At 57.8% G+C, this 23,873-nt stretch carries 24 protein-coding genes and 1 pseudogene; 14 read left to right on the plus strand and 11 right to left on the minus strand.

Features of this window, described 5'->3' with window-relative positions:
* Positions 1-83: 83 nt before the first annotated feature.
* On the plus strand, positions 84-212 hold the full coding sequence (locus M1E10_RS01580) for a hypothetical protein (RefSeq protein ID WP_499173263.1): 129 nt from the start codon (positions 84-86) through the stop codon (positions 210-212).
* A gap of 41 nt (positions 213-253) precedes the next feature.
* On the opposite strand, the gene M1E10_RS01585 is transcribed toward M1E10_RS01580, so the two are convergent.
* The 3 genes from M1E10_RS01585 to ku (M1E10_RS01595) form a co-directional block, all read right to left on the minus strand.
* On the minus strand, positions 254-580 hold the full coding sequence (locus M1E10_RS01585; protein ID WP_499173264.1) for a hypothetical protein: 327 nt from the start codon (positions 578-580) through the stop codon (positions 254-256).
* 190 nt (positions 581-770) lie between these two features.
* Entirely contained in the window at positions 771-1,583 is an 813-nt protein-coding gene (gene ku, locus M1E10_RS01590) for a Ku protein (RefSeq protein WP_499173265.1), read from the minus strand.
* A 10-nt stretch (positions 1,584-1,593) separates the two neighbouring features.
* A complete protein-coding gene (gene ku / locus M1E10_RS01595; RefSeq protein WP_499173266.1) occupies positions 1,594-2,499 on the minus strand; it encodes a Ku protein in 906 nt (301 codons plus the stop codon).
* 330 nt (positions 2,500-2,829) lie between these two features.
* On the opposite strand from ku (M1E10_RS01595), the gene M1E10_RS01600 reads away from it, so the two are divergent.
* The 4 genes from M1E10_RS01600 to M1E10_RS01615 all read left to right on the plus strand — a co-directional run bounded on the left by M1E10_RS01600 (position 2,830) and on the right by M1E10_RS01615 (position 4,998).
* Positions 2,830-3,459, plus strand: coding sequence for an alpha/beta hydrolase (locus tag M1E10_RS01600; RefSeq protein WP_499173267.1), 630 nt, complete (start codon positions 2,830-2,832; stop codon positions 3,457-3,459).
* Positions 3,456-4,343 (plus strand): hypothetical protein, encoded by an 888-nt coding sequence (locus M1E10_RS01605; protein WP_499173268.1) that lies wholly within the window; start codon positions 3,456-3,458, stop codon positions 4,341-4,343. The genes M1E10_RS01600 and M1E10_RS01605 overlap by 4 nt, the downstream gene beginning before the upstream one ends.
* A 45-nt stretch (positions 4,344-4,388) precedes the next feature.
* Positions 4,389-4,616 carry a hypothetical protein gene (locus M1E10_RS01610; RefSeq protein WP_499173269.1) on the plus strand — a complete coding sequence of 76 codons (228 nt, stop codon included), beginning with the start codon at positions 4,389-4,391 and terminating at the stop codon, positions 4,614-4,616.
* 67 nt (positions 4,617-4,683) lie between these two features.
* Positions 4,684-4,998 carry a hypothetical protein gene (locus tag M1E10_RS01615; RefSeq protein WP_499173270.1) on the plus strand — a complete coding sequence of 105 codons (315 nt, stop codon included), beginning with the start codon at positions 4,684-4,686 and terminating at the stop codon, positions 4,996-4,998.
* A 1,084-nt stretch (positions 4,999-6,082) separates the two neighbouring features.
* Here the strand turns inward: M1E10_RS01615 and M1E10_RS01620 are convergent.
* Positions 6,083-6,475 (minus strand): DUF1236 domain-containing protein, encoded by a 393-nt coding sequence (locus M1E10_RS01620; protein WP_499173271.1) that lies wholly within the window; start codon positions 6,473-6,475, stop codon positions 6,083-6,085.
* A 351-nt stretch (positions 6,476-6,826) separates the two neighbouring features.
* On the opposite strand from M1E10_RS01620, the gene M1E10_RS01625 reads away from it, so the two are divergent.
* On the plus strand, positions 6,827-7,012 hold the full coding sequence (locus tag M1E10_RS01625) for a hypothetical protein (protein ID WP_499173272.1): 186 nt from the start codon (positions 6,827-6,829) through the stop codon (positions 7,010-7,012).
* Positions 7,013-7,016: 4 nt separating this feature from the next.
* On the opposite strand, the gene M1E10_RS01630 is transcribed toward M1E10_RS01625, so the two are convergent.
* From M1E10_RS01630 to M1E10_RS01660, 7 genes are all read right to left on the minus strand, one after another.
* Positions 7,017-7,208, minus strand: coding sequence for a hypothetical protein (locus tag M1E10_RS01630; protein ID WP_499173273.1), 192 nt, complete (start codon positions 7,206-7,208; stop codon positions 7,017-7,019).
* A 374-nt stretch (positions 7,209-7,582) separates the two neighbouring features.
* Positions 7,583-9,040 (minus strand): glycoside hydrolase family protein, encoded by a 1,458-nt coding sequence (locus M1E10_RS01635; protein ID WP_499173274.1) that lies wholly within the window; start codon positions 9,038-9,040, stop codon positions 7,583-7,585.
* 23 nt (positions 9,041-9,063) lie between these two features.
* Complete coding sequence (locus tag M1E10_RS01640) at positions 9,064-10,407, minus strand: lipopolysaccharide biosynthesis protein (protein ID WP_499173275.1); 1,344 nt, start codon at positions 10,405-10,407, stop codon at positions 9,064-9,066.
* Positions 10,404-11,519 (minus strand): GNAT family N-acetyltransferase, encoded by a 1,116-nt coding sequence (locus M1E10_RS01645; protein ID WP_499173276.1) that lies wholly within the window; start codon positions 11,517-11,519, stop codon positions 10,404-10,406. The genes M1E10_RS01640 and M1E10_RS01645 overlap by 4 nt, the downstream gene beginning before the upstream one ends.
* 109 nt (positions 11,520-11,628) lie before the next feature.
* Positions 11,629-12,441, minus strand: a complete 813-nt coding sequence (locus M1E10_RS01650; protein ID WP_499173277.1) for a WecB/TagA/CpsF family glycosyltransferase — start codon at positions 12,439-12,441, stop codon at positions 11,629-11,631.
* 413 nt (positions 12,442-12,854) lie between these two features.
* The gene (locus M1E10_RS01655) at positions 12,855-13,139 is read right to left on the minus strand and encodes a hypothetical protein (protein WP_499173278.1); all 285 of its coding nucleotides are present in this window, start codon (positions 13,137-13,139) and stop codon (positions 12,855-12,857) included.
* A 140-nt stretch (positions 13,140-13,279) separates the two neighbouring features.
* Positions 13,280-14,359 carry an acyltransferase family protein gene (locus M1E10_RS01660; protein ID WP_499173279.1) on the minus strand — a complete coding sequence of 360 codons (1,080 nt, stop codon included), beginning with the start codon at positions 14,357-14,359 and terminating at the stop codon, positions 13,280-13,282.
* 324 nt (positions 14,360-14,683) lie between these two features.
* Between M1E10_RS01660 and M1E10_RS01665 the strand changes: the two genes are divergently transcribed.
* From M1E10_RS01665 to M1E10_RS01700, 8 genes and pseudogenes are all read left to right on the plus strand, one after another.
* On the plus strand, positions 14,684-15,931 hold the full coding sequence (locus tag M1E10_RS01665; protein ID WP_499173280.1) for a GNAT family N-acetyltransferase: 1,248 nt from the start codon (positions 14,684-14,686) through the stop codon (positions 15,929-15,931).
* A 325-nt stretch (positions 15,932-16,256) separates the two neighbouring features.
* Entirely contained in the window at positions 16,257-16,823 is a 567-nt protein-coding gene (locus M1E10_RS01670; protein WP_499173281.1) for an acyltransferase, read from the plus strand.
* Between the two features lie 167 nt (positions 16,824-16,990).
* Positions 16,991-18,138: pseudogene (locus M1E10_RS01675) on the plus strand (IS3 family transposase).
* A 328-nt stretch (positions 18,139-18,466) separates the two neighbouring features.
* Complete coding sequence (gene rfbB, locus M1E10_RS01680) at positions 18,467-19,516, plus strand: dTDP-glucose 4,6-dehydratase (protein WP_499173282.1); 1,050 nt, start codon at positions 18,467-18,469, stop codon at positions 19,514-19,516.
* A 253-nt stretch (positions 19,517-19,769) separates the two neighbouring features.
* Positions 19,770-20,660, plus strand: coding sequence for a sugar nucleotidyltransferase (locus M1E10_RS01685; RefSeq protein WP_499173283.1), 891 nt, complete (start codon positions 19,770-19,772; stop codon positions 20,658-20,660).
* 328 nt (positions 20,661-20,988) lie between these two features.
* Positions 20,989-22,095, plus strand: coding sequence for a glycosyltransferase family 4 protein (locus M1E10_RS01690; protein WP_499173284.1), 1,107 nt, complete (start codon positions 20,989-20,991; stop codon positions 22,093-22,095).
* A 37-nt stretch (positions 22,096-22,132) separates the two neighbouring features.
* Entirely contained in the window at positions 22,133-23,137 is a 1,005-nt protein-coding gene (locus M1E10_RS01695) for a Rossmann-fold NAD(P)-binding domain-containing protein (protein WP_499173285.1), read from the plus strand.
* A gap of 21 nt (positions 23,138-23,158) precedes the next feature.
* A complete protein-coding gene (locus M1E10_RS01700; protein ID WP_499173286.1) occupies positions 23,159-23,872 on the plus strand; it encodes a nucleotidyltransferase family protein in 714 nt (237 codons plus the stop codon).
* The last annotated feature ends 1 nt before the right edge of the window (position 23,873 follow it).

Consider the following 23,873-nt stretch of genomic DNA (forward strand, 5'->3'; position numbering starts at 1 on the left):
AAGACCGCCTGCGAGATGAACCCGGTCTGACAGGCACCCATCGGTCGTTCCTTGCGCAACGCCAGCATGCGGAGGGCTCTCTGATGTTCAGTAGGAACGCCGGCTTCAAGGCAAGAGCGGAGACCACGACCGGAGGGCTTCTCTCCATCGCGGCGCTCGTCTCGAGTATCCTGCTGACGATTACTGTCCTCGTCCAGGTTGCCTGTCCGTGACGGCAAGCGTTCCCGCTGGCTTCTCTGAGGAAAGTAGCCCTTCACCGGATCGGACGCAGGTCAGCACGCTTCGCGTTCGCTAGAGGTGCTCCACCGCTGCGGGATAGGACGTCGCGCTCGAAGATCCAGATCTTGCCGTTTTGGTCTTCTCCACGCGCCAATGCATTCTCCGCCATGTCCAGATAAACCTCTGCGAACCGCACGAGACGGCCCAAGGAGGCCTTCGGCGGCGAGGCGGTCGCGCGCATCGCTTCGCACGTCACGACGACGATCCAGACGGACGATCCGTCCGTCACACTGAAGTGGCCGTTCGCGCCGAACAGAAATGGTGCCGGCTCGCAGAGTACGAGGTCCACTGGATCCTTCATTTTGGTTCTCCTCCCGTGATCCTTCGCCTCCTGCGGCCACCGGGTGCAGGCCAGGCATGTTGCTGTTGCAGACGGGGCAGGGCATCTCGGCGCCACCGCATCTGCAGCCTTCGACGGCTCCCCCACGGCATCCTCGGATGAGATTCACACACCCATCTGACTCCGCTGCAGTTATCGCAGCCGAAGGTCATTAACCCGCCTTCCGGTCGTCCTTGCGTTCGGCTGCGAGGCTCTGCTTAAGTGCAGCCATGATGTCGACGACGTTGGACGTGGGCGCATCCTCGGCCTTCGCCTTGGCCTTCTTCGCAGGCTTCAGCGCCTTCTTCTTCTCCGCGATGATCGACAGTAGCGCCTCCTGAATGGGGTCGCTCACCATTGTCGGCGACCAATGGGCGGTCTTCTGCTTGATCAGCTTCTGCACGAGGGGGACAAGTTCTGGATCCGGGTCGTCCTCGATGTCTTCGAAGTAGCTCTCCTCCCGGCGTACCTCGTCGCCGAAGCGCAGCGTCCAAAGCACGATGCCTTCCCCGCGCGGCTCCAGAACAACCGCTCGTTCGCGCCGTCCGATCACCAGCTTGGAGATGCCGACGACGTCGTCGGCCTTCATGGCGTCGCGGATGACCGCGAAGGCATCCTGACCTACGGGATCGTCTGGGGCCAGGTAGTGCGGCTTTTCCAGGTAAACCCATTCGATGCTGTCGGCCGGGACGAACTTCTCGATATCGATCGTCCTGACCGTGTCGAGCTGGACGGCGTCGAGGTCGTCGTCCGTCAGGATCACATAGTCGTTCTCGCCGCGGGCATAGCCCTTCGCCTCGTCCTCGTTCTGCACAGACTTGCCCGTGACGGAGTCCACGTACTGCGACACGACGCGGTTGCCCGTCTCCTTGTTGAGGGTATGGAAGCGAACCTTCTCGCTCTCGCTGGTGGCGGGCGTCATGGCGACAGGACATGTCACCAGGGAAAGCTTCAGGTAGCCGCGCCAGTATGGTCTGATTGCCATGACGATCTCCTCAACCGGCCTTACGCTGCGGGGCGGCTTTTGATGCGGCTGCTTTGCCAGCCGTCCCGCGCGCCGCGCGTGGGCGTCCCTCGCCAGCGTTGGCATTGGCGGCCGTCCGTCTTGGTTTCTCGTCTGCAGCCTTCATCATTCCCGCGCTCTCGCGCAGCGCCGCGAGCAGATCGTTCGGCTTTGATGGTTCAATCTTCTTACGCTTCGGCAGGGCCTTGCCCTCGATCTTCGCCTTGACCAGTTCGGCAAGTGCCGTCTCGTACCGGTCGTCGAAGGTTGCCGGATCGAATTCGCCCTTCTTCGTCCCGATGATGTGCTTGGCGAGGTCGAGCATCTCGCCCTCGATCTTCATCTTGGGCATGTCCTCGAAGGCCTTCACACTCGAACGCACCTCGTAGTCAAAGTTCAGCGTAGTCGCGATCAGCCCTTTGCCGTGGGGCCGGATCAACACGGTGCGCATCCGGCGGAAGAGGACAGTCCGAGCGATGGCAGCGACCTTGGATCTGCTCATCGCCTCGCGCAAAGCAACGAAGGCGTCGGCGCCGGTCTTGTCCGGCACAAGATAGTAGGGCTTGTCGAAGTAGACGTCGTCCACCTCCCTGCACGGGATGAAGGCTTCGATCTCCAGCGTCTTGTTGCTCTGGGGGATCGTCGCGGCAATCTCCTCGGGGTCGATGATGATGTATTGGCCGCTGTCGACCTCGAAACCCTTGGTCTGAGCCTCCTTTGGAACAGGCTCCTCCGTCTCACTGTCGATGAAGACGCGGTTGACCCTGTTGCCGGTGGCCGTGTTGATGGTGTTGAAGGCGAGCCGGTCGGAGGTGCTGGCGGCCGTGTAGAGGCCGACGCCGCAGCTCACTTCACCAAACTTTATGAAACCCTTCCACTGTGCCCGATGCCCTGCCATTACGCTGTACTCCGAATCACTCGATTGGAGACTTAATCGGATTCGAAGTGATTCGTTCCGACTCGAAATGAATCTAAATTCAATGGGTTGCGCCTTGAGATTGAGAGTCCGATTCACGTTCCGCACGACGTTAGCTGTCGCCGCAGAAGGTCTTCGGGCCGGTCTTGCGTTCGCGGTGCATAAGCACCATCTAAATCATGCCGCCCCAAAGTAAGCGCGACTTCCGCACCGACCCCCTCGTCGTGCGTAGATGGTCGTGCGCGGGGTGTGAGGGCGCTCCCCGCGAGGGTCGAGCGCCCTCAGCGATCTTCACCGAACCCTTGGATCAACATGCACGACAAGTCTCTCATCATATTCTTCCACGGCATCGGCGCTTCCTCGGCGCAGCTCATGCCACTCGCGAACTCTTATCAGGACTTCCTGCCGGACGCCCGGCTAGTGGTGCCTGACGCGCCATTCCGTCACCAGTACGGCCGTGAATGGTTCAGCATCCGCGGCGATCCACTCGCTCCAGACAGGATCTGTCGCGCGCGTAAGGCCTTCGACGCAACCGTGAACGAGATCGTCATGAGGGAAGGGTTCAATCAGGCGTTGGATCGCGTAGCGTTCGTCGGCGTTTCGCAAGGCGCTATCGTATCACTGGACGCGGTCGCCTCCGGCCGCTGGCAGGTGGGCTCTCTCGTGTCATTTGCTGGGTTGCTTCCCCCCGTTGCGGTTTCCACTGAGAGCAACAGGACGCCTGTTCTGCTCGTGCATGGTGAGGATGATCGGACCATACCTGCATTTGCATCCAGCATCGCCGCTGGCCAACTCAGGGCCGCCGGCTTCCAGGTCGAGCTGGAACTTCAGCCGACTGTCGGGCACACAATCTCGCCCAGAGGTGTCGACTGCGCCCTTACCTTTCTGCAGAAGACGCTCTCGCAGAAACCTGCGACGTCGCCAAATGTTTTGGTGGCATGAGAGACGAAGTATCTGAAGACGAACAGGAGCCGACATCGGAAGCGGTCTCGTTCCCGTTCGACCGGATGACGGTCGCGCGGTTTCGCGAGACCTTCCCTCGTGCCCGATGGAGCGAGGAGCTTCAGGCTTGGGCCGTTCCCGGCACCACCGCCCGACGCCGTATCGACCATTGGCTGGCGGCCGAAGCAGACCGCCGGCGACCGTTTGAGGAGGAGCGTGGGCGCGATGCCTTCGAGTTCGAACCCATCTTCAGCCCATACCTGTCTGTCTACGACCGGGGCTTTCGCATCAAAACGCCATATTCTAGGACGGTCGTAGAGGAGCTGAGACAGATACCCTTCGCGCGCTGGAACGGCGAGGAGAAGGTGTGGGAGGTTCCTTATGCTTCCTACGACGACCTGCAGCACCGGTGGGAGACCATCGAGGAGGCCGCGAAGCGTTGCGAGCCGGAGGAGCGTCGGAAACGTGCCGAAGCACGCAAGGGGACCGAGGAGGAGGCGAAGGCGAGGCGCCGAACTCTGGAGCGCCGTAAGAGGCGCCTTCCCGTGCCGAGCGACAACCTGCCCCCTTTGGACAGGCCGGTCGCCACGGCCAGCTACGGAATAATCGTCCTCACGGAGGTCACGGGCGAACTCGTAGATTTGGAAGAGGTTGCCGAGGCCTATCCCCATGCCAAACAAGAGCATGTCTGGGCCATATGGCGGTCGCCGACCCTGGAGGAACTTGTTCAAACTTGGCCGGCACGGATGGAAGCCGCTGAAGAGGAGCGGCGTCGCGGTTGGTGGCAGCCTACTATTGAGGAACTTCGCGCCGCCCGGCGAAGAGCACGTCCGGCTGAGAGGCGGCTTGAACGGATCAACGAAAGCAAAAACGTTTTTTCGTAGGCGTCGATTTGGGTGGCGTGGTTTTCTAGGTTGAGTAGCGGGCTCTTGAAGGGACAAGATTCCACCCACATCTTCTTCAGTATGAGCCAACTTCAGGCCATCATCGCCATTGTCATGACCAGCGCCGGCATAATAGGGGGCGCGTGGGTTGGCGCGCTGTTGGCCGGATGGATCGGCGCAATGCTCTTCTTCCCTTTCGGAGGGGGCGCCGGTTACCTGATCGGGGCTAAGCCCCGCGTCATCTACGAGTTTCTAGGCGAGTTCCTGTCGTAGTCCAATCGCCTGGGGTGATGGGGCGATTGCGCTTCCTGAGTTGGCGAATAGTCTCCCGTCCTCGGTGATGGTTTTCAACGACGAGGGTAGGGAGGTTGTACGGGGGCAGACTTTTGGAGATGCTCTTGCAGCTATGTTGGAGGCAGTTCCCGCTAATGCTGCTGCCTACGACGATCCTGAACTCGGGCATGTCGAGGTTCTTCTTTCCCGCTCCGTCGCGCGGCTCAAGTGGCGGGTAGGTAAGAGGGCTGAAGACATAAGCTACGAACCCCCGGCGCGCCAGAAGGGTGAAAAGGCAGGCCGGATCGCCAACCTCCACTTCATATCCAAATTTACACAGATTACGCTGGGCCTTGTCGGGCAAGTCGTGGCCGGCCGTTGACAGAATGTAAAGTGGTCAAGCGGCACCCGCCTCGCCAGCCGAACGCCACGTGGAGACCGCCAAAGCCGTCGGCAGCGATGTCGGCGGCTTTCGTCCACTAACACCAGATGCATGCAAAAATAATTGGAATGGAACCCACGCTGCAGCCCTGCGTTACATCCGCATTATCAAACCCGGAGAACAAAGATGTCTGATCGTGGACCCACAGTAGTTACCACAGGCCGAAGCAGCAGCGCCGGATGGGCTGTGGCTGTTATAATCGCGGTGATAGCCGTTGGAGCGCTTCTGATGTTTACCGGCGTCTTCAACATCAATGGTGGTGGTGGCGGCACCGACGTGGATGTCAACGTACCGTCCGCAGGCACAGCAGCTCCTGCCGCACCGAGCACAGCAGCCCCAGCCCCGGCTGCGGACGCCGCACCAAGCGCGCCAGCGCCAAGTAACTAGGCACCTTCGCTTGGAAGGTACCACCAGCCGCTCGACTGAAAAGTCGGGCGGCTTCTTGCTGCCCGAAGAGTGGTGGCGGGTCCAGCAACGGGAAGGACCCGCCACGTCGCGGCCGCCCGCCTCTGCGGCGACAAAGCGGACGGGCGACCTCCACCACCGGCGGACCCAAAGGCCTAAGAGCCTATTGCAATATCTGACATTGGACATATTGTCGCAGATGAGGACCTGGGAGGAGTCCTCTGGTGGTATGCCGTTCGAGGAGGCGAGACTGGCGACGCTTCGGCGTCGCCTCCCATCATCTCGATTGAACGAAGCAAGCGGCGAAGCGCTTTTCATTCAGTACGGGAACCCTCGGTCATGTTGTCAGTTTAATCGACGCGCCGAAAACGATTTTCCACGGCGCGGAGCGCGCGGAACCTACGCGCCTGGGGTGACCCGCGCGCTCCCCCTCTCAATCATGATGCCGATACCGGATTAACCCCAACTGGCAATCTAGGTTGCCCTTACCGAGGCCGGGGAGGACCCTCCTGATGGTGGTCCTAAAGGACAGAGACGGCGCTTCGGCGTCGCCTCCCATCACCACAAGAAAAAGCCCGGTGCAATGCACCAGGCTTTTAGTAACAGGTCAAAACTTGGATCAGTCGAGAACTTGGATGACCGTGTAGTTCTGCGGATCCACGATCACACGGCGATCGTTCACATAGGCGTAGGAGTAGGACGGGGATTCCGGAATCGGCGTCAGGACGACAGTCTGCGGCAACGGCTGGCCGACTGAGATCTCTTGCTGGACCATGACAGGCTGTGCTGGAATGGGCTGTTCGCGGACGTAGGTCACGACACGCTCTGGTGGCGGGTCGATGGCCGTCCCAGCTACTGCGCCGACGATGCCGCCGACAGCAGCGCCGATGGGCCCGCCAACGATGGCGCCTGTGACAGCGCCGCCGACTGCGCCGTTAACGGTGCTTTCCTGGGCCATTGCGCCGGTGGCGAACAGCGCTACTGATGCACCTAATACTATAATTTTATTCATGGCCATCTCCTTTTGGTTGTGGCTGGCCATTCAACGTGGATGAGTTCATTACGTTCCGTCGTTGGACTTAGGTCTGACAGTCAGAGATCTTGTGCTGCTGCAGGAGCGATACTGGATGAGCCCGCGCACGGCAGCCTCTGCCTGCTCAAGATATTGGACATCGTAGCAGAATTCGCTGAGCAGCGCCGCCTGGTTCTTCACCGGAACTTTCCTCCGCCCCCCGCAGTTTCAAACATGCGTCTCCCCGACGCTCGGAACGCGCGGCACCATCTTCTCATTGTGGCTTGCACCCGCCGCGCGTTCCGACTTCCATTCATCCACGATTCATGTGGCACGCCGCATGTTAGATGAATGACAGAATCAGAGAACATTCCCTTCGCGCCCGAAGACCTCCAGTTGCTCCAGGACGTCTACGAAGAAGTCTGCGGTATCCGTAACATCGAGAAGGCGGATGCAGGAGCGGTCGCCAGCGAACTCGTTCAGCTATACCAACTGGGAGTGCGGGACGAGGAGCAGCTAAAGGCCTTGATCAGTTAAAAGGCTACTTCAGCTTTCGCGCCTTGGCCTCCGCGATTAGCACAGCCTCTTTCGCCAGGCGCAGCGCCCGCAAGCGTTCAGTTTTCTTCTCGCGCTCTAAAGCCTCTTTGTCGATGATCTCCAAGGCGGCCGCGTCAGTGGCGGCACGCTTTTCATTTGAAGATGGTCTGCGCGATGTAGGTTCGACCTCGCTCATGGTGCACTCCTGTTTGTCCTTGGATATAGCGCCAGCAACGCGCGCGGCAATCTGCAAGGCTGCAGGAACGATCTCCTCGTCGGCCGTTATTGACGGATCGCGAGGGCGATCAGCCCCCCAGCCCGTCCCCCCGGACACGCCCTCGTGATCCCCCTCTCAAACATCACTGCAGATGGCGCGATCTGGCCGAAGTTGCCTGCCGGCCCTGAGCGAACATGCCGATGACCCGTCAATCGTTTAGGATGTAGGTGATATCAGCAGGACCATTCGCAGAAAATGCAGGGAACGCCATGACAATAGAGATCAGGCTTGCTGAACCTGTTTTCGTCCCACACACAGGTGCTGATTTTCTTGAGATTCCGCAGGCCCTCCGGTCACGGCACGATCCCATCGATCACTTCCAACCGTCCCGCCCGATTGAGGGTATGGATCTTGGGGAACGGCCAATTCCCTTCTGGCCGCACAGGGACAGCGGGGCCGAGCTCGACCAGGTCCTCAGTCAGGCAGACGATTTCGCCAAGCTGCAATCCGCCGCCATAGGTTTCTGTGCCATCCTGAAGAGGAAGAAGGAGCCGTTGGCCCGACAGAACAATGTTGCCTCCAGGCCTTGCACCGGCGCGGTCGATGACGATCGGGTTGGCCGGATGTGGAGTCCACTTCCCATGCAGCTCGTCGGCGAAAAATACCGACATCATGTCGGCCGCACTCCCGGCACCATCCCGCTCAGCGGCAAACAGCCACAACCGTCCGTCGCGTTCCACAAGAGTTGGATCAGCCAGCTCGCGATCCGCGATCAAGGTCTCGTGCCGTTCCCACCGATAAGGGAAATCCGTGGCGCGGTAGAGGACCAGGCTTTTACTAGCGCCACCTTCGGGAAGCATCCAGATATCGTCACCGGACCGAAAGACATTCGGGTAGGAGAGGTGGTACTCCTCTTCGAGGATCTGCCTGGGAGGCGTTGCGCGACCATCGGGCGTAACCTCCGACACCGAAATGACACCCTTGCCTTTCGCATGCTCGTACTCTTCCAGGAAGATATAGAAGCGGCCCTGGTGCTCGAGCGGAAAAGGATCGGCAAAAAAGCGGTGGCTGTCGTCGGCAATCCTGGTCCATGTGGGCCCGGACAGATCACGGGTCTCGGCAACGCCTGGACCATCCAGGAAGCGATAGCCCACACACCAATGGGCGTGCGTCCTGGACGTGCCCCGCCTGTAGGCTTCTTTGGCCAGTCTCGGGATCATATGCGTGGCGTAGGGGACCAGGAAAGCCGGGCTGGCTGCAGACGTCTGCGAGATTGGCAGGGACGTCGGAGGCTTGCCGGAGCAGGACAAGCTGGCTTGGCTGACCACGATCCCTTTCATCAACAGCGAGATCGTTCGAGCAAGAACGTCTTCCAGCCCCCGTGTCAGCACAAAGCGGTTGTCGACCATCGGGTGAGCCGTGCCGATCGGCGTGCCGTCGAGCGTCAGCTGCACGCTGGGTAAATCGCCCCGCGCCAGCGCCATCGCGGCTTCCACAAGTGGTTCGTGGCGCCCATCCTTGATGGCGAGGGTGGGAACTTCCCCCAGTTGGGCTGTGCCACTGAGGTCGATGTAAAGGTCCGGCGGCGCGTCCAATCGCTCTGAGGCGATTGCCTCGCGAACCAGCATAGGGGAAGACCGGCGAAGTAGGATGCGCTGCTCGAACCGCAATAGGCCCTCAAGCAGATACGGCGTTCCGGAAGCGGAGACTGTCTTCACGCCAACCGCGTGCCCTGAGGCGCGGATGCGCGACAGGAGCAAGAGATGCCATCCCCGGGTTTCATGCTGGGGCAGAATAAGCTCGATGTTCATTGGCACAACAATTCCACGCTGGATCATCCTACCGACACCGCGCGGGGAACGGCGAACCTGCTGAGGAGGCGAACCACAGACCCATCGATCCCGGTCAGCCTACGGCTGAGGTAAGACATGGCGGCAGACATGACAATGAAGGACGACGCGGTCACCAAGGTCGCGCCCAGCATCTGGAAGCTTGGGACGAACACCATGAAGCCCACCATGCGGGCAAGGACCGTGGCTGCCAGAACGATGACAATCCAGCCCTCATGTCCGGTAAATGTCAGCACCATTCCCGAAGCACCAGCGCCCAGGATGGCTGCCGTCCCCAGGCACAGCAACAGCAGCAGCGGCGCGTACTGGACGTAATGCGGTTCAAGCACCGAGAGAACGAACGAGCCCAAGAGCCAAACAAGCAGCAAGCCGGCCGGGATCAGTACGGCGCATCCGACGGCCACGACATTGAGATAGTGGCCAAGACGATTGAGATCGCCCTCGTAGTAAAGCCGCGGGATGTGTCGGCTCGCATAAAGCCCAACAGCCCCTGAGGCTATGATGAATACGTTCGCCAGACGCGTCAGGACAAAGTAGGCGCCGGCGATCGTCGGGTTGAGCAGCACGCCTAAAAGCAGCACGTCGAGGAACTGGTTGATGGCCTCCAGACCGTTGTAGAGCCACAGCTTCACGGAACGCCTTCGCCAGGTCCCGAACTCGAATTGCGGCCTGACTTGCCAGAAATCCGGGAAGCGGTCGCGGATCTGCGTCTTAAAGAGATGAACGTGAATTGCAGCCGCAAAGACGGCTCCGAGGGGAAACATGTAGAACAGGCTGACGAGGCTGGCCTGCTGGCGCGCAAGAGCACATCCCAGCAGATACACGATCGGCATTGTCAGCGTGGCGAGACTGGCGACGCCGTCGCCGGCTTCAACGCCAACGGCCGCGCGGATCAGGTGACTGGTGCCAATGACGATCGCCAGACCGGCCATGGACGTTGTCACGGCAAATGCAACAGCCTGGGGTTGCCAGACAACGAGGGCGCTGAAGAGCACCAGGGAGAAAAGGACAACCCCGACCGTCAGCACAATGCCGCTGAAGATAAGTGCACCCTTCAAGCGGGCAGCGTCTCTGTCCGCGCCGTATTCGCTCCATGACCGCATCAGAAGGATCTGCTGCCCGCCGGCGGCGGCCAGGGCCAGCATGCCGGCCAAGCTGTAGAGCATGGAGAAGACACCAAAGGAGCCCACGTCCAGCTCTCGGGCAGCCAGAGCAATGAGCACGAAGATCAGCCCGGCTGTCGCCCCTCTCGCGAGGAAGGCCGAGGCCAGCGAGACAGGCGCCGACCGTTCCAACAAAGCCTTGATCTTGCTGATAGGCCCGATCATGCCGCGCGCCGCTGGTCGCGTATTCGCCGTACCTGGCTCTTGATCTGATCCTTGAACGGGAACGAAGCATGGTAGAGAGCGCTGACACCGGCGCCGATCAGCGAATGCGACCTGGTGACGTTGACCATGGTCGTCCCCACTGCGCGGAAGCGTGCCTTGTAGTCAGGGCTACCCGGACCCAGCGAATAGACGCGATCACCCTGGCCATGCCAGTATTGTGCTGCCAGGAAATGGCACTGTATCCCCAGGGAATAGCGGCCAAGTTCTTCGGTGTCCCCACCCAGCAGCGTTCCGTGGAACACGCCGTCGGCCTGCAGGCCAAACAGCGCGGCTCGGACACGCCCATCGACCAGAACAACGAACATCGACGCCTCTCCTGCGTCGATCGCCTCCAGTGCATAGTCCTTGTAGAAGTCGAAATACGGCTGCTGCCGCAAGATGTCATCCTCGAGCCGATCGACCCGGCAATCTCTGACACATTCGATCGCCTCAACGATCAGGTCATGATCTTCCACTCTCACGAACTCGGATCCCGGAAAATCACGCTGAAGCTTCCTGAATAGCTGTTCGAGCTTCCTGGAGGCCTGCCTGTTCAACGACTCGTACTTCCAGAATTCAAGATCGTCATCCATTTCGCAGTGGAAGGAGACGCTGTCGCTGGGCTGGGTCCGGCAGCCGAGAAACAGCCGGCTGTAGTCAAAGCCATCGGCGCGCACCTTGCGAAACAGAAGCAGCGGTCCGCGGCCGAGAAGCGCATCCAGACGTGCCAACACCTGGGGATCGTCTGCAAGCTGTGTCAGCAGCTCCAAGGACGCGACCACGGCATTATAGTCGCAAACGTCGAAGTCGGCAGGCTGGATGGCAGAAATCCCGTACGTCTTGTGGATCACCATCGGAAAGACGGCGAGCAACTCTTGGGTGAGGCTGTCACGGGCGGCGATGGTGCTTTGCTTGGCTTTGAGTGCCGGTGCAAGGCGCCGGTGAATGTGATCGAGCCAGAGCGGTGACTGGAACACGGTCGCAATGGCATTCCGGTACAGGCGACGATACTCGTCGGATAGGAAATCGAAGGTCGGTTCCAAGGAGAACTCGATCTGCTGCAGGTTGGTCATGATCTACCGGCCTTCTTCTCTCGGTGATCCCCGCCACCGACTGTTGTAGAGCCCACATGAGACTTTTCATCCTCGGCGAGGCAGTGGCAACGGGTATTGTCTGATCCGGTCAGTTTCGCCCGCTCAGGTCCGATCTGACCAGGAGGGCGTAGATCGAAATAGGATTGGTCACCAGGTACCGGCGGCCAAGACGTCTTGGCTCAAGACATGTGCGGAATGCCCACTCCAGTCCAACCTTCTGCATCCATGTCGGCGCCCGCCGGTTCTTGCCCGACAGAAAATCGAACAGGCCGCCTGAGGTCTTCACGACGCCGACACCGCGCAGGTTGTCGATGTTGCGACTGACGAAGGCCTGCTCCGACGGAAAGCCAAGCCCGACCCAAAGAATATCCGGTTTCGCCGCGCGAACCTCGGCCACCACCTCTGCTTCTTCTTCAGCACAGAAATAGCCATTGCGGCGGCCGGCAAACACCAGTGCGGGGTAGGCAGCCCGCATGGCGGCAACGGCTTTGCTGTTGATCTCTTCGGTGCCGCCCAGGAAGTAGAAGCTCACGCCCGTCTTCTGAGCTCGAGCGGCAACGGCATGAACGAGATCCGTGGTCGCAACACGCTCCGGGATGGGGTTGGCCGAAAGCAGCTTTGAAAACAGGACCATTGGCATGCCGTCGGCATGGATCTGATCAGCTTCGGAGATCATATCTCGCCAAGCGGCATTCTGCAGGCACTGGGCAATCACCTGGCCGTTGGCGGAGGTGGAGTAGAATGGACGAAGGTTCCTGCCACGGGCGCGCAGAGCAATTTCGATGAAGCTGTCAGCCGCATCAGGCATGTCGCACACAGCGACAGACAAACCGCCCAACAGCGTGTTCGGCCGGCCATTGCCAGGTCTGCGTATCCCAACATCGGCATCTGTTGTCGTCATCTCGGCCCTCAAACCTCCGCTCGAGCGCGATAGGTAATTTAGAGGTCCGTAAAAATCAAACAGCGTCCACCCGTGTAGTTAATTGAAATTACTACATTTTCATTCAATTTTGATGGGATTTTTGTAGCGTCTGCCTTCAGTGGCCGACCCTGTCGGCCAGCACCACCGGACCCTTCAGCTGCGGATGCGCGGTCGAGCCGAAACCTGATCATCTTCCGTCGCAGGTGCAATGATTGCACAGACAAAATCCGGCCATGCGCGGCCAAGCTGCGCTTCCGTCATCACGCAGGCTGTTATGAGTGGAGTCAATCCGGGAGATACAGGTGTCGCGCCACGGGAATGGATACAAACGGTGAAAGGTCTACCGACGGCGAGCCGTCTAGGCAGAAGCGGCTTTCGTCGATGGCAATGCCTTATGTCCCTGAGCGACTTTCGGCGAACGCTGGTTGCGGCAATTCGTCAGTGGCAACGCCGTGTTCTCCCACCACGGCCTTGAACGCTTCCTTGAGGTTTTGGTACCGGTAGAGGGTTGCGGCGCATTCTTCCTTCAGCCGTTTCAGAAGAGCCAGTTCGAGATCAGCTGTGTCGTTCGACATTGCTCTGAGGCGGATATCGCCTTCGATTTCCGCCAGTTTGGCCTGATATCCAACGACCGTGTCGATGACGTAATGCTGGTGCTTCTGCAGAACAAAGCTCATCCGAGGGATCCGGTGATTGGCTCAAGCCTCTTTGTAGCAGGCGCGGATGCCTGCACACCGCTTCATCGAAAACATGGTTAATGACAGCGGGCCGTCCCGGTCGCCGTTGCGGCAGCAGGTTGCCTGGCCGCCTTGTCAGTTCATTCTGCCGCCACGGATCGCGGCGAGATCGTTTCGACACGATGCGTCGATCCGGGAAGATGCGCCCAGCCGGGTCGCTCAAACAGAAACCTGCCGAAGCCTAGCTTCCTGGTGATCCACAAAAGCACGAGCGGCGATATGATGGCGACCACCATGATGACCAGGCTGACAAGATTTGGCTCCTCAAATCCTAAGGAAAGCAGCAGCGTCCGAGCGATCCCCATCGGCAGGACGAACGCGAGGTAGATCACCAGCGAGTGGGTGCCGAGCCGCCGCAGCCAGTCCATCCGCGGCGAGCAGACCAAGAGCGTGGCGGTCATGATGATTGCCCCGACACCGGCAAATGCAGCCAGCAGATGAACGCCGGGCAGGGCGGCCCAGCCCATCTGGATGTGAACCGGGTCGAGGCGGAAACCCGGCGTGAAGACCAGCAGCGCATTCACCAGCGCCCATAACACCAGGACACCGACGGCCGTCAGGCGATTAGCTTGCGTCCACTCGGCAAGGCGAAAGCACTGCGGCGCAAAGACAAAACCGGCGAAAAAATAGACGAAGTAGGCGGCGAACTGGTCGATCAGATAGCTGCCGGTCTGGATCGACGCCACCTGTAGCACCGCGGCAACGGCCAGGGTTGCCGCGTGCGGGATCCTGGCGTGGTGGAGCAGCTTGCTCACCAGGCTGAATACGCCCAGCATGTAGATAAACCACCAAACTCCATAAGGCTCCACGATGGCAAGGGCGAGAGCGCCAACCGCACCCGCGGGATCGCGCCCCGTCAGCGCGATCTTCAGTATGATGTGAAGGGTCGCCCAGAGGGCATAGAAATAAAAGTAGTGCAGGGCGCGCCGGTCGGCATAGGTGCGCCACGGACGGTCGATCACCTGGCTCAGGAACAGACCAGAGATCAGAAAGAACTCCGGCATCCGAATTGGCATGGCAAAGGCAATGGTCCAGTGGAGGAAGCCGGTCTGGCCGGTGTCCTCGCCGACGCTTGCCGCGCAATACATGATGACCACCAGGAAGATGGACAGGCCCTTGGCCATGTCCACCCAAGCGAGCCGCATCGTACCGGATGTCATCTTCTGCGCTCCAACCTTAACCGCGAGCAGGATAAGGGGGTGGGAGACACCGAAAAGTTAAGTTTTTCTCTGCCCACAAGGCAAATGGATCCCTGGTAACCGAACCGCTAACGTGTCTCCGAAACGGGCCTTGCTGGCATGGGCAGTCGAACATCCCCAAGGAGCATGCAAGCGGTCGAAGCATACTGCGTTAATTTCGGCAGGGCGTAAGAACTGCTTAACCCTCGATCCAGGAATCCGGTCAAACGCCCGTCAATCACGATATATTCAACCCCAATTTACCGGTCGACTTCAATATCTGCTCGACGAGCAAGGGACAGGGCGATGACGACGATGGCAGAGAGCGTGCCGGTGGCGCGAATGACTGGTGAGGTGACGGCTGTCGCTCTGCCACAAGCAGCACGGCCGCTCTCCACCGTCAGCCAACGCGACTTCAAGGTGGCTGCGACGCAACGGATCGAAGAGGTCGAGGCCGTCTGGCGCAAACTGTCGGCCTTGGGCGGCATTGAGTCTCCGGGCCAAAGCTACGATTTTATTCGCCTCTGGATCGCGTACAAAAAGATTGGGCTTGAAGACCAGCGCTTCGTGGTTGCTCACCTCCACGGCCAGCCGATCGCACTTCTGCCGCTGCATCGGCGCCGCGTCGCAGGCATCCGCGTCTTCACCTGGTTTCCCGGAAGCCAAGTGGGCTGCTACGCACCGGTTTGCGACTATACCGCGCTGGCAAGTCTTGGCCCGCAGGGGCGCGAGGCCCTTTGGAAAGCGATGGCTGATTCGCTCAGCGGTGCCGACGCCCTCTATCTGCAATCAGTGTCTAGCAATATCGACGGACGCCACACGCTGTTTAATGAGCTCGGCTCAAGCCTTGCAGCGGAAACTGTTTATCGATCGCAGTTTTCCTCCTGGGAGGAGTGCGACAAGCAGCAGCGCAACCGCTCCCGCCGCAAGCACGACCGGCAGCAGGGCGATAGACTTTCGGCATTGGGCAACGTCCGTTTCGAGCAGGTCGTCGATCCCGTCGCTGGCGCGGAAGCGATCGACGTGATGTTTCGCCAGCGCTCGGCCCGCTTCCGGGCTCAGGGCATCCGCGACGTGTTCGTGCGCGACAAGCTGCTGGGCTTTTATCGTCAGGCCATGCAAGAAGGTTCAGGCGTGGAGGTCCGTCTCCACGTGTTGCGCCTCGACGACGAGATCGTTGCAGTGCGTTACAACATCGTCCATGCCGATCGGATGTTTTGTCTCATCTCGTCTATGAGCGAAAACCCGCAGATCCAGGTCGGCTCTCCGGGAAAGCAGTGCCTTCTGTGGGTGATGCAGGCTGTGTTCGAGGATGGCCTTACGATGTTCGACATGGGCCAGGGGATCACAGACGAAAAGCGCCACTGGTGCAATGTTGAGGTGCCATTACGCCACCACTACATCGGGCTCACCTGGCGCGGTCATGCAGCGATCGACTTGCATCAAGTGTTTCAACACACCCGCAGTAAGGCAAAATCGCATCTTGGCCTTAAAAACTCTCTGCGCCACCTGCGTCAGTGGAGCGGGCTGCTGATCACAGCCGGTCTGTTCTAGATCATTTTTTTCGGTGCAGGGTTCTCCGAGCGAAGGATATGTTGCAGGCAAGCACGGTGTATGATCGTCTCTGCCTTTGATGTGACGCTGACGTGTAAAAGTGTCTCACATCGAAAGACATCACGGGCGATCGACCAATCCCTCAACTCGCCTGACCGCATCTTTCGCCGCACTGGCAAGCTCCTCCTGTTTGTCCCTCATCCTTAGACAAACTTTCCGCAAAGCTGACGATGTCACTGAGGGCCCAAAGAACCGATAGCGGAAGTTTTAATACGCCTCAGGTATGCCAGAGAGATGATTTCACTCAAAAAGGGACGCTGTCGCCATGTCTGGTCGGACGCTATTTCAGTCGCTGAAGCCTGTCCTCCGTATCGTCAGCTCGATCCTGGCAGTCTTGCCTCGCTTTCTCTTCACTTTGACCTGGCCTCTCCTTGAACTTGTGCCGTGGAAACTCGGCATCCTGTTGCGATACCTGTGGGCGAAACGCCTGGCCAAGTCCTGCGGTGACAATGTCTTGTTCGAGACGGGTGTGCGCGTCACTCACTGGGAAGAGATTGAGCTCGGCTCCAACGTGGCAATCTTCGAAATGTGCTATCTGGATGGCAAGGGCGGAATAACGATCGGTAACGACGTGTCGATCGCCCATCAATCCTCGCTGATCAGCTTTGAATTCGACCTCGGTGACATCAGTGTACCCCTGAAATACACACCGCAACGCAAGAAACCGATTAGGATTGGTGACGATACGATGATCTTCTCCGGCGTGCGCATCTTTGCCGGTGTCGAACTGGCGCCACGGACCGTCATTGCCGCCAACGCCGTCGTCAGGGCCGGCATCTATGAGCCGGGCCTCTACGCGGGCCTGCCGGCCGAATTCAAGAAAGTGATTTAGAAGAGCGATTCACGCTGGCTTCAACTGCGCAAAACTCTGTTGGTAGCACCAAGGTCTCCTGAGCAGTCAAAGCGTAGTTGGGTCCGGGTCACCACCCATCTCCTTGGGCTGCTGCCGGTTTTATGGACATCGAGTTGAGGTGTTCCTCCTGAGACCGGAGAGCATGAATGCAAAGACGAATATTCAGCCGCGAGTATAAGCTTGAAGCGGTGAAGCTGGTCAGGGAACGTGGGGTGACTGTTGCCCAGGCTGCCCGCGACTTTGATGTCCACGAGAATGTGTTGCACAAATGGATTCGGGAATACGGCGACGATCCCAGCCAGTCCTTTCCTGGAAAAGGCCATATGAAGCCGGAGCAGCTTGAGATCGAGCGGCTCCGTCGTGAAGTCGCCAAGCTGAAGGCGGAGCGCGACATCCTAAAAAAGGCCGCAGCCTACTTTGCCAGGGACGCGATATGAAGTTCGCGTTCATTGCAAAGCACCGTTCGATCTGGCCGGTGGCATGGCTCTGCAAAGCGCTGGGAGTTTCTCGTTCAGGTTTCTATGCCTGGCTCAATCGTTCTCCGAGCGAACACGCCCGCTATGATGAGGTTCTGCTGGACAAGATCACGCAGAGCTTCAAATCCAGCGACCGCACTTATGGTGCTCGCCGCGTATGGCACGACGTGTTGGAAGAAGGTCTATCCTGTGGCCTCCATCGTATTGAGCGGCTGATGCGGTTGAATGCGCTCAGGGCCAGGCCGAGACGGCGTGGCTTGCCAAAGGATGCCGGTGACCGTGCCGTTATCATGCTGAACGTGCTGGACCGTCAGTTCATGGCAGAGCGGCCGAACCAGAAATGGGTGGCCGACTTCACCTATATCTGGTCCGCAGAAGGCTGGCTGTATGTCGCGGCCGTCATTGACCTGTTCTCACGCCGTGTCGTCGGCTGGTCGATGAATGCCAACATGACGGCCCAGCTCGTCACAGATGCGCTGATCATGGCAATCTGGCGTCGAGGAAAACCAGATGCGCTCCTGCATCATTCCGATCAGAGAAGCCAGTAAACGAGCGAGCAGTTCCAGCGCCTCATGGGCGACCACGGTATCACCTGCTCCATGAGCCGCTCTGGAAATGTCTGGGACAACGCCGCAATGGAGAGCTTCTTCTCATCACTGAAAACGGAGAGAACAGCACGGAAGGTTTATCGCACGAGAAACGACGCCAGACCGGATGTGTTCGATTACATCGAGCGCTTCTACAATCCGAAGCGTCGCCACTCGACACTGGGCTATCTCAGCCCGATGGAATTTGGAATGGAGGTGGGATTAGCCTAACTCGGTGTCCGAAAAACCGGCAGCAGCCCAGTGTTCGGAAATTTGGGCGGCTATCGATGTGGCTGGTATAGCGGACTAGTTCGAGTAACTGAGGTTCTACGTCAGTATGATCTGAAGCCGGGGCATAACAGAAACGTGTGCTCGTACCTTTCCGCTGGGCCGTTCTTTCGGGGGCTTGCTAACGCGCCAACGGGCACGCCATTGGCACAGATTCCGGTACATGGAGTTTGACTTTTTTGTTTGTTTTGAGTCACGTTCCGTGCGCATCGGTTAGATTGGTGGATAGTCCGGCCTTTCTCCGTGCTCTAGGGTGGAAGAGTTATTTGTCATGAGAGTTATTGTCACTGGCGGTGCTGGGTTTATCGGATCTGCAGTCGTCCGCCACCTCGTGTTGGAAAAGGGTTTTGACGTCCTCAATATCGACAAGCTCACCTATGCTGGCACGCTGAGCTCGATTAAAGAGGTGGAAGGTAATAAAAATTATCGTTTCCTGAGGGCAGATGTTGCCGATCGTGGTGCTGTTCAATCGGCTATGGAGACGTTCCAGCCGGATCGTATCATTCATCTAGCGGCTGAGAGTCACGTCGACCGCTCTATTACGGGCGCTAGGGACTTTATCGATACGAATGTGCTCGGGACCTTCAATATGTTGGAGTGCGCGAGGCAGTACTGGTCTGGCCTGGCCGTATCACGACAATCTCAGTTCCGTTTTCTTCACGTATCAACCGATGAGGTCTACGGATCTCTTGGTCCGCAAGGCCTATTCGATGAGGAAACACCGTATGATCCCAGTTCGCCCTATTCAGCATCGAAGGCGGCATCCGATCATTTGGCAAAGGCGTGGGGCCGGACGTACGGCCTGCCGGTAATCGTATCGAATTGCTCCAATAATTATGGACCTTACCATTTTCCCGAGAAACTCGTTCCTCTTACTATCCTTAACGCGATAGAAGGTAGGCCACTGCCGGTCTACGGCAACGGAACAAACATTCGCGACTGGCTCTACGTAGAAGACCATGCGCGCGCTCTTAATCTGATTGCAGACAGCGGACGCATGGGCGAAACCTACAATATAGGGGGCCGTAACGAGCGCAGCAATATAGAGGTGGTTACTCGCATCTGCGAATTGCTGAACGATATTCGTCCTCACGCAGGCGATCATTCTGCTCTCATTACCTTTGTTGCAGATCGTCCGGGCCATGACGCGCGCTATGCTATTGATGCAACCAAGTTGGAACGAGAGCTGGGTTGGAAGGCTCAGGAAACGTTCGATAGCGGCATTGAGAAGACTGTTCGCTGGTATCTTGCCAACGAGTGGTGGTGGTCCCCATTACGGAAGGGTTACGACGGCGGTAGGTTGGGGCTGCTGCCATCGTGAGGCCGTATGTTGTCAGCTGCGAAGTAGTGCCGGTCGCCTCTGAACGTCTCGTTCAGCCGCTGAGGACGAATTAGCGAACCAGCCCGCTGCTACGCAGCGTAAACGCACTCCAAACCCTTTAGGAGCGATAACTCTACAACACAGACCTACCGTAGAATTTTTATCTGGAATGCTATAGCAAATGTGACAGCTCCCCCTCAAAGGGTGAGATGGGCAGATTGTTGATCGGCGGAAAGTGCAGGAGCGATACATCGTGAAACAGACGCTAAAGGGAGTGGTCCTAGCAGGGGGGCGGGGCACAAGGCTTTATCCTTCAACGTTAGTGGCATGTAAACAGCTACTGCCAGTCTTCGACAAGCCAATGATCCATTATCCGCTATCCTTGCTTCTATTACAGAAGATAAAGGATATACTATTAATTACAAACACAGAAGATCTGGATATGATGCAAAGGCTGCTGGGTACAGGGGAGCAGTTCGGTGCAAAATTCTCCTACACCGCTCAATCCGAACCGAGAGGAATTGCGGATGGTCTGGCGCTGGCGAAAGATTTTCTTGCCGGTAGTCCAGTATGCTTTTTGCTTGGAGACAACATTTTGTTCGGGCAGGATGTTCGAAGTGCGATGCAGGATGCCCAAAGAATTGTGACGGAGAGAGACGCCGCCGTGATATTTGGGTACAGGGTCTCCGATCCGCAGAACTTTGGCGTAATTACGTTCAATCCGGACTACAGCGTCGCGGAAGTCGTTGAAAAGCCTCCGCTGCCCCAATCCACGTGGGCATCCATTGGTGTTTATTTCTTTCCGGGAGATGCGCCAGAATTTGCGCTCAGTGTTGTTCCATCCAGCCGGAACGAAATGGAAATTACAGAAGTGCATCGCCGATATATTGCAGAAGGTCGCCTTCAAGCGATTAGGCTGGGTCGAGGAACAGCTTGGCTCGACACAGGTACGCCCGAAGCCATAATGGAAGCCGGTAATTTTTTGCATGCAATCGAGAAGAGGCAAGGGCTGAAAGTGTATTGTCCGGAGGAAGTTGCGTTCCGTTCGGGGTTAATTTCCGACGTGCAACTTGCCGAGAATATAAAGGCGATTCCTAGCGCTAGCTACAGAGATTATCTGTCAAAGATTCTCACCGAGAACTGAACCACAGCATCCTGATGACATACCCAGCAAAGGTCAGCTTCTGCTTTTGGTTTCGAACCACGAGCAAGAGATTCGTGATGATTGTCCTATAATAAACGAGTCCAAGCGGTCTAGATGGAGTTGGACCATGGACGTCGGTAGTGCACTTTCTTTCTACCCAGCAATGTTTTGGGGCGCCGTAGATGTGGTGACAGAGGTCTTCATGCTATCTAGACGGCGTTCTGCGCGAAACCCATTGAGATTGCGAATGCTAATTTGTATCAGACCCCACCAGTTGGTGAGGTGACACTTGGTCTGTGAGCAGGGCTTCAGCCTACGATTGATATACGTGGTCACAGAAGACTGGTTCTTCGCCACCCACTTCCTGCCGATGGCACGTGCGGCTCGGAAGAGCGGGTTCGAAGTTGTTGTTGTGACTAGAGTGGGGGAAAAGGCGAGCGATTTAAGGAGCGAGGGATTTCGTCTGATCGACCTGTCGGCGGATCGATCCTCGTTTGGCCTGATTGGTCTTTTCTCGAGCATTGTTCGGCTGCGATCCATTATGGCTCACGAGCGACCAGCCGTTGTCCATGCCATAGCGCTACGTTCGATTGTGATTGCGGGGGCGGCAACTTTGATGCAGCGCAGGACTGCGGCTGTTTTTTCGCTGACAGGTCTTGGCTATTTATGGAGCGGAAACAGGCTGCCGTTGCGGCTTGCGCGTACTGCCATTCGTCTAATGCTATCTGTATTTTCTAAAAGGACTGCGGCGTTATTTACGTTCGAGAATGAAGATGACGCGTCCGAGTTCCCGTCTCTTCAGCGCAAACTTGTAATAGGGGGATGGGGTGTAGATCCTGCGGCATTACAAGTCAAAGAGAGTGTTGGCCCCTCTTCATCGGTGAACGTGCTTTATCTCGGTAGGATGCTGAAGGCCAAGGGCATTGAATCGGCGGTGGAAGCGATACAGATCGCTAGGAGAAAAGAGGATGTCCATCTCGAACTATGGGGCATGCCTGACCCGGGGAATTTAACTAGCCTCACCGAAGCCCAGTTGAACGGTTTCTCAAGCCTTGACGGGGTCCAGTGGCATGGACGAGCTATGGACATTTCTTCGACCTGGCACCGCGCCGATATTGCAATTTTGCTTTCAGAGCGAGAGGGGATGCCGCGGACCTTGATAGAGGCCGCGGCGGCAGGACTGCCGATGATTGCATATGATGTCGCAGGCTGCCGATCGATTGTTCAGGATGGCATAAACGGCTTTCTGATCCCTCCAGGTGACGTACATGAGGTCGCAGACGCGGTTGTTAGACTCGCCCAAGACTGGCAATTGAGAAGGCGCATGGGTTCAGCTGCCCGTGCGGACTTTGAACGGAGGTTCTCAACCGAGAGTATTGTTCCCCAAATTATCGAGCTCTATTTAAATCTTGTGAGATCACCCAACATGAGCTAATTGCGACCCGCAACCCGTAGAAGAAGAGATTTCGCTTATGATTGACCTCCAGAGCTTTTATCGTGGCAAGAACGTACTTGTAACCGGCGCTGGCGGCTTCATCGGTAGCCACCTTGCAGAAGCGCTTGCGAGGCAGGGCGCAAATGTCACTGCCATGCTTAAGTATGGTTCTTCATCTGGCTGGGGAAATCTAGAGCATGCGGATGTTGAGATTAAGCGCGCACTGCAGGTTACTGCGGGCAATGTTGAGGATTCCGACTTCGTCATGAACCTCGTTCAGGGCAAAGACGTCGTTTTTCACCTCGCCGCATTGATCGCGATACCCTACTCCTATGTTGCGCCGCGCAGCTATGTGCGCACAAACGTCGAAGGCACGTTGAATGTGGTAGAGGCGGCCCGCCGCCACGGAACAAGCCGTGTCGTGCACACATCGACATCTGAGGTCTATGGTACCGCCTTGCGTGAACCGATTGATGAAGACCACCCGCTTCAGGGGCAGTCTCCCTACTCTGCTTCCAAGATTGGCGCTGACAAGATTGCCGAGAGCTATTATCGATCCTTTTCCACACCAGTCGTTACCGTGCGCCCTTTCAACACCTTCGGTCCCCGCCAATCGGCCCGCGCCTTCATTCCCACAATCATTTCCCAGGCTGCAACGCGAGATATGATCGAGCTTGGGGCACTCGATCCTATGCGTGATATGACATTCGTCGATGACACGGTCGACGGATTTCTATTGGCGGGTGCTACCGACGGTGTTGACGGACAAACCATTAATCTCGGAACGGGCAACACGGCATCAATCGGCGACTTCGCGGCAAACATCCTTAGATTGATGAACTCCACAAAGCCGATCGTGCAGGACCCGAACAGACTTCGTCCTGCTGAAAGTGAAGTTCTGAAACTGGTTTCTGACAATAGCAAAGCGAAACGCCTGCTAGGGTGGTCACCCGCTACCTCTGTGGAAGATGGTCTCCAGAAGACAATCCTGTTTGTGGAAGAGAACTTAAATCTATACCGTCCCACAGAATATACGGTCTGATAGCACATGAGAGGAGCCCCGATGAAAGCTGTCGTAATGGCGGGAGGCAAAGGCACACGGCTCCAGCCTTTTACCGCGTCGTTTCCCAAGCCACTGGTTCCGCTGGGTGATATGCCAGTTCTGGAGCTTTTGCTGCGGCAGCTGAAAGCGGCGGGCGTTGAGGATGTCATACTCGCAGTCAATCACCTGCATCATCTCATCCGCGCGTTCTGCGGAGATGGTACCGCATTCGGGTTGAACATTGACTATGTTCTGGAGGATTCTCCCTTGGGAACCGCCGGTCCAATCGCTGCGGTTCTAGATCGGGTCGGTGACGATTTTATTGTAACCAATGGCGATCTTCTCACCAATTTTTCCGTAGCGGAGATGGCACGCAAACACCGAGAGAGCGAAGCAAGCGCATCGATTGCTGTCTATGAGCGCACGCTCAAGATAGATTTTGGTTTGGTCGAGGTCGACGAACACATGCGGCTAACGGGTTATCGTGAGAAGCCATCTTACTCGCACCTTGTAAGCATGGGCCTTTATGTTTTGAACCGTGATGCCGTGGCTCCTCACCTCAAGGTCGGGACACATCTGGATATGCCGCAGTTGATGCAGTCACTTCAGGCCAGAGGAAAGACGGTACAATGCCAGCGGCAAGATTGCGTATGGCTGGATATCGGTCGGCCTGATGACTACGCAGCGGCTCAGGAATTGTTTGAAAAGCAGCGAAGCCTCTTTTTGAAGGACTGAG

The organism is Rhizobium sp. PK7-22 (assembly GCF_056530405.1).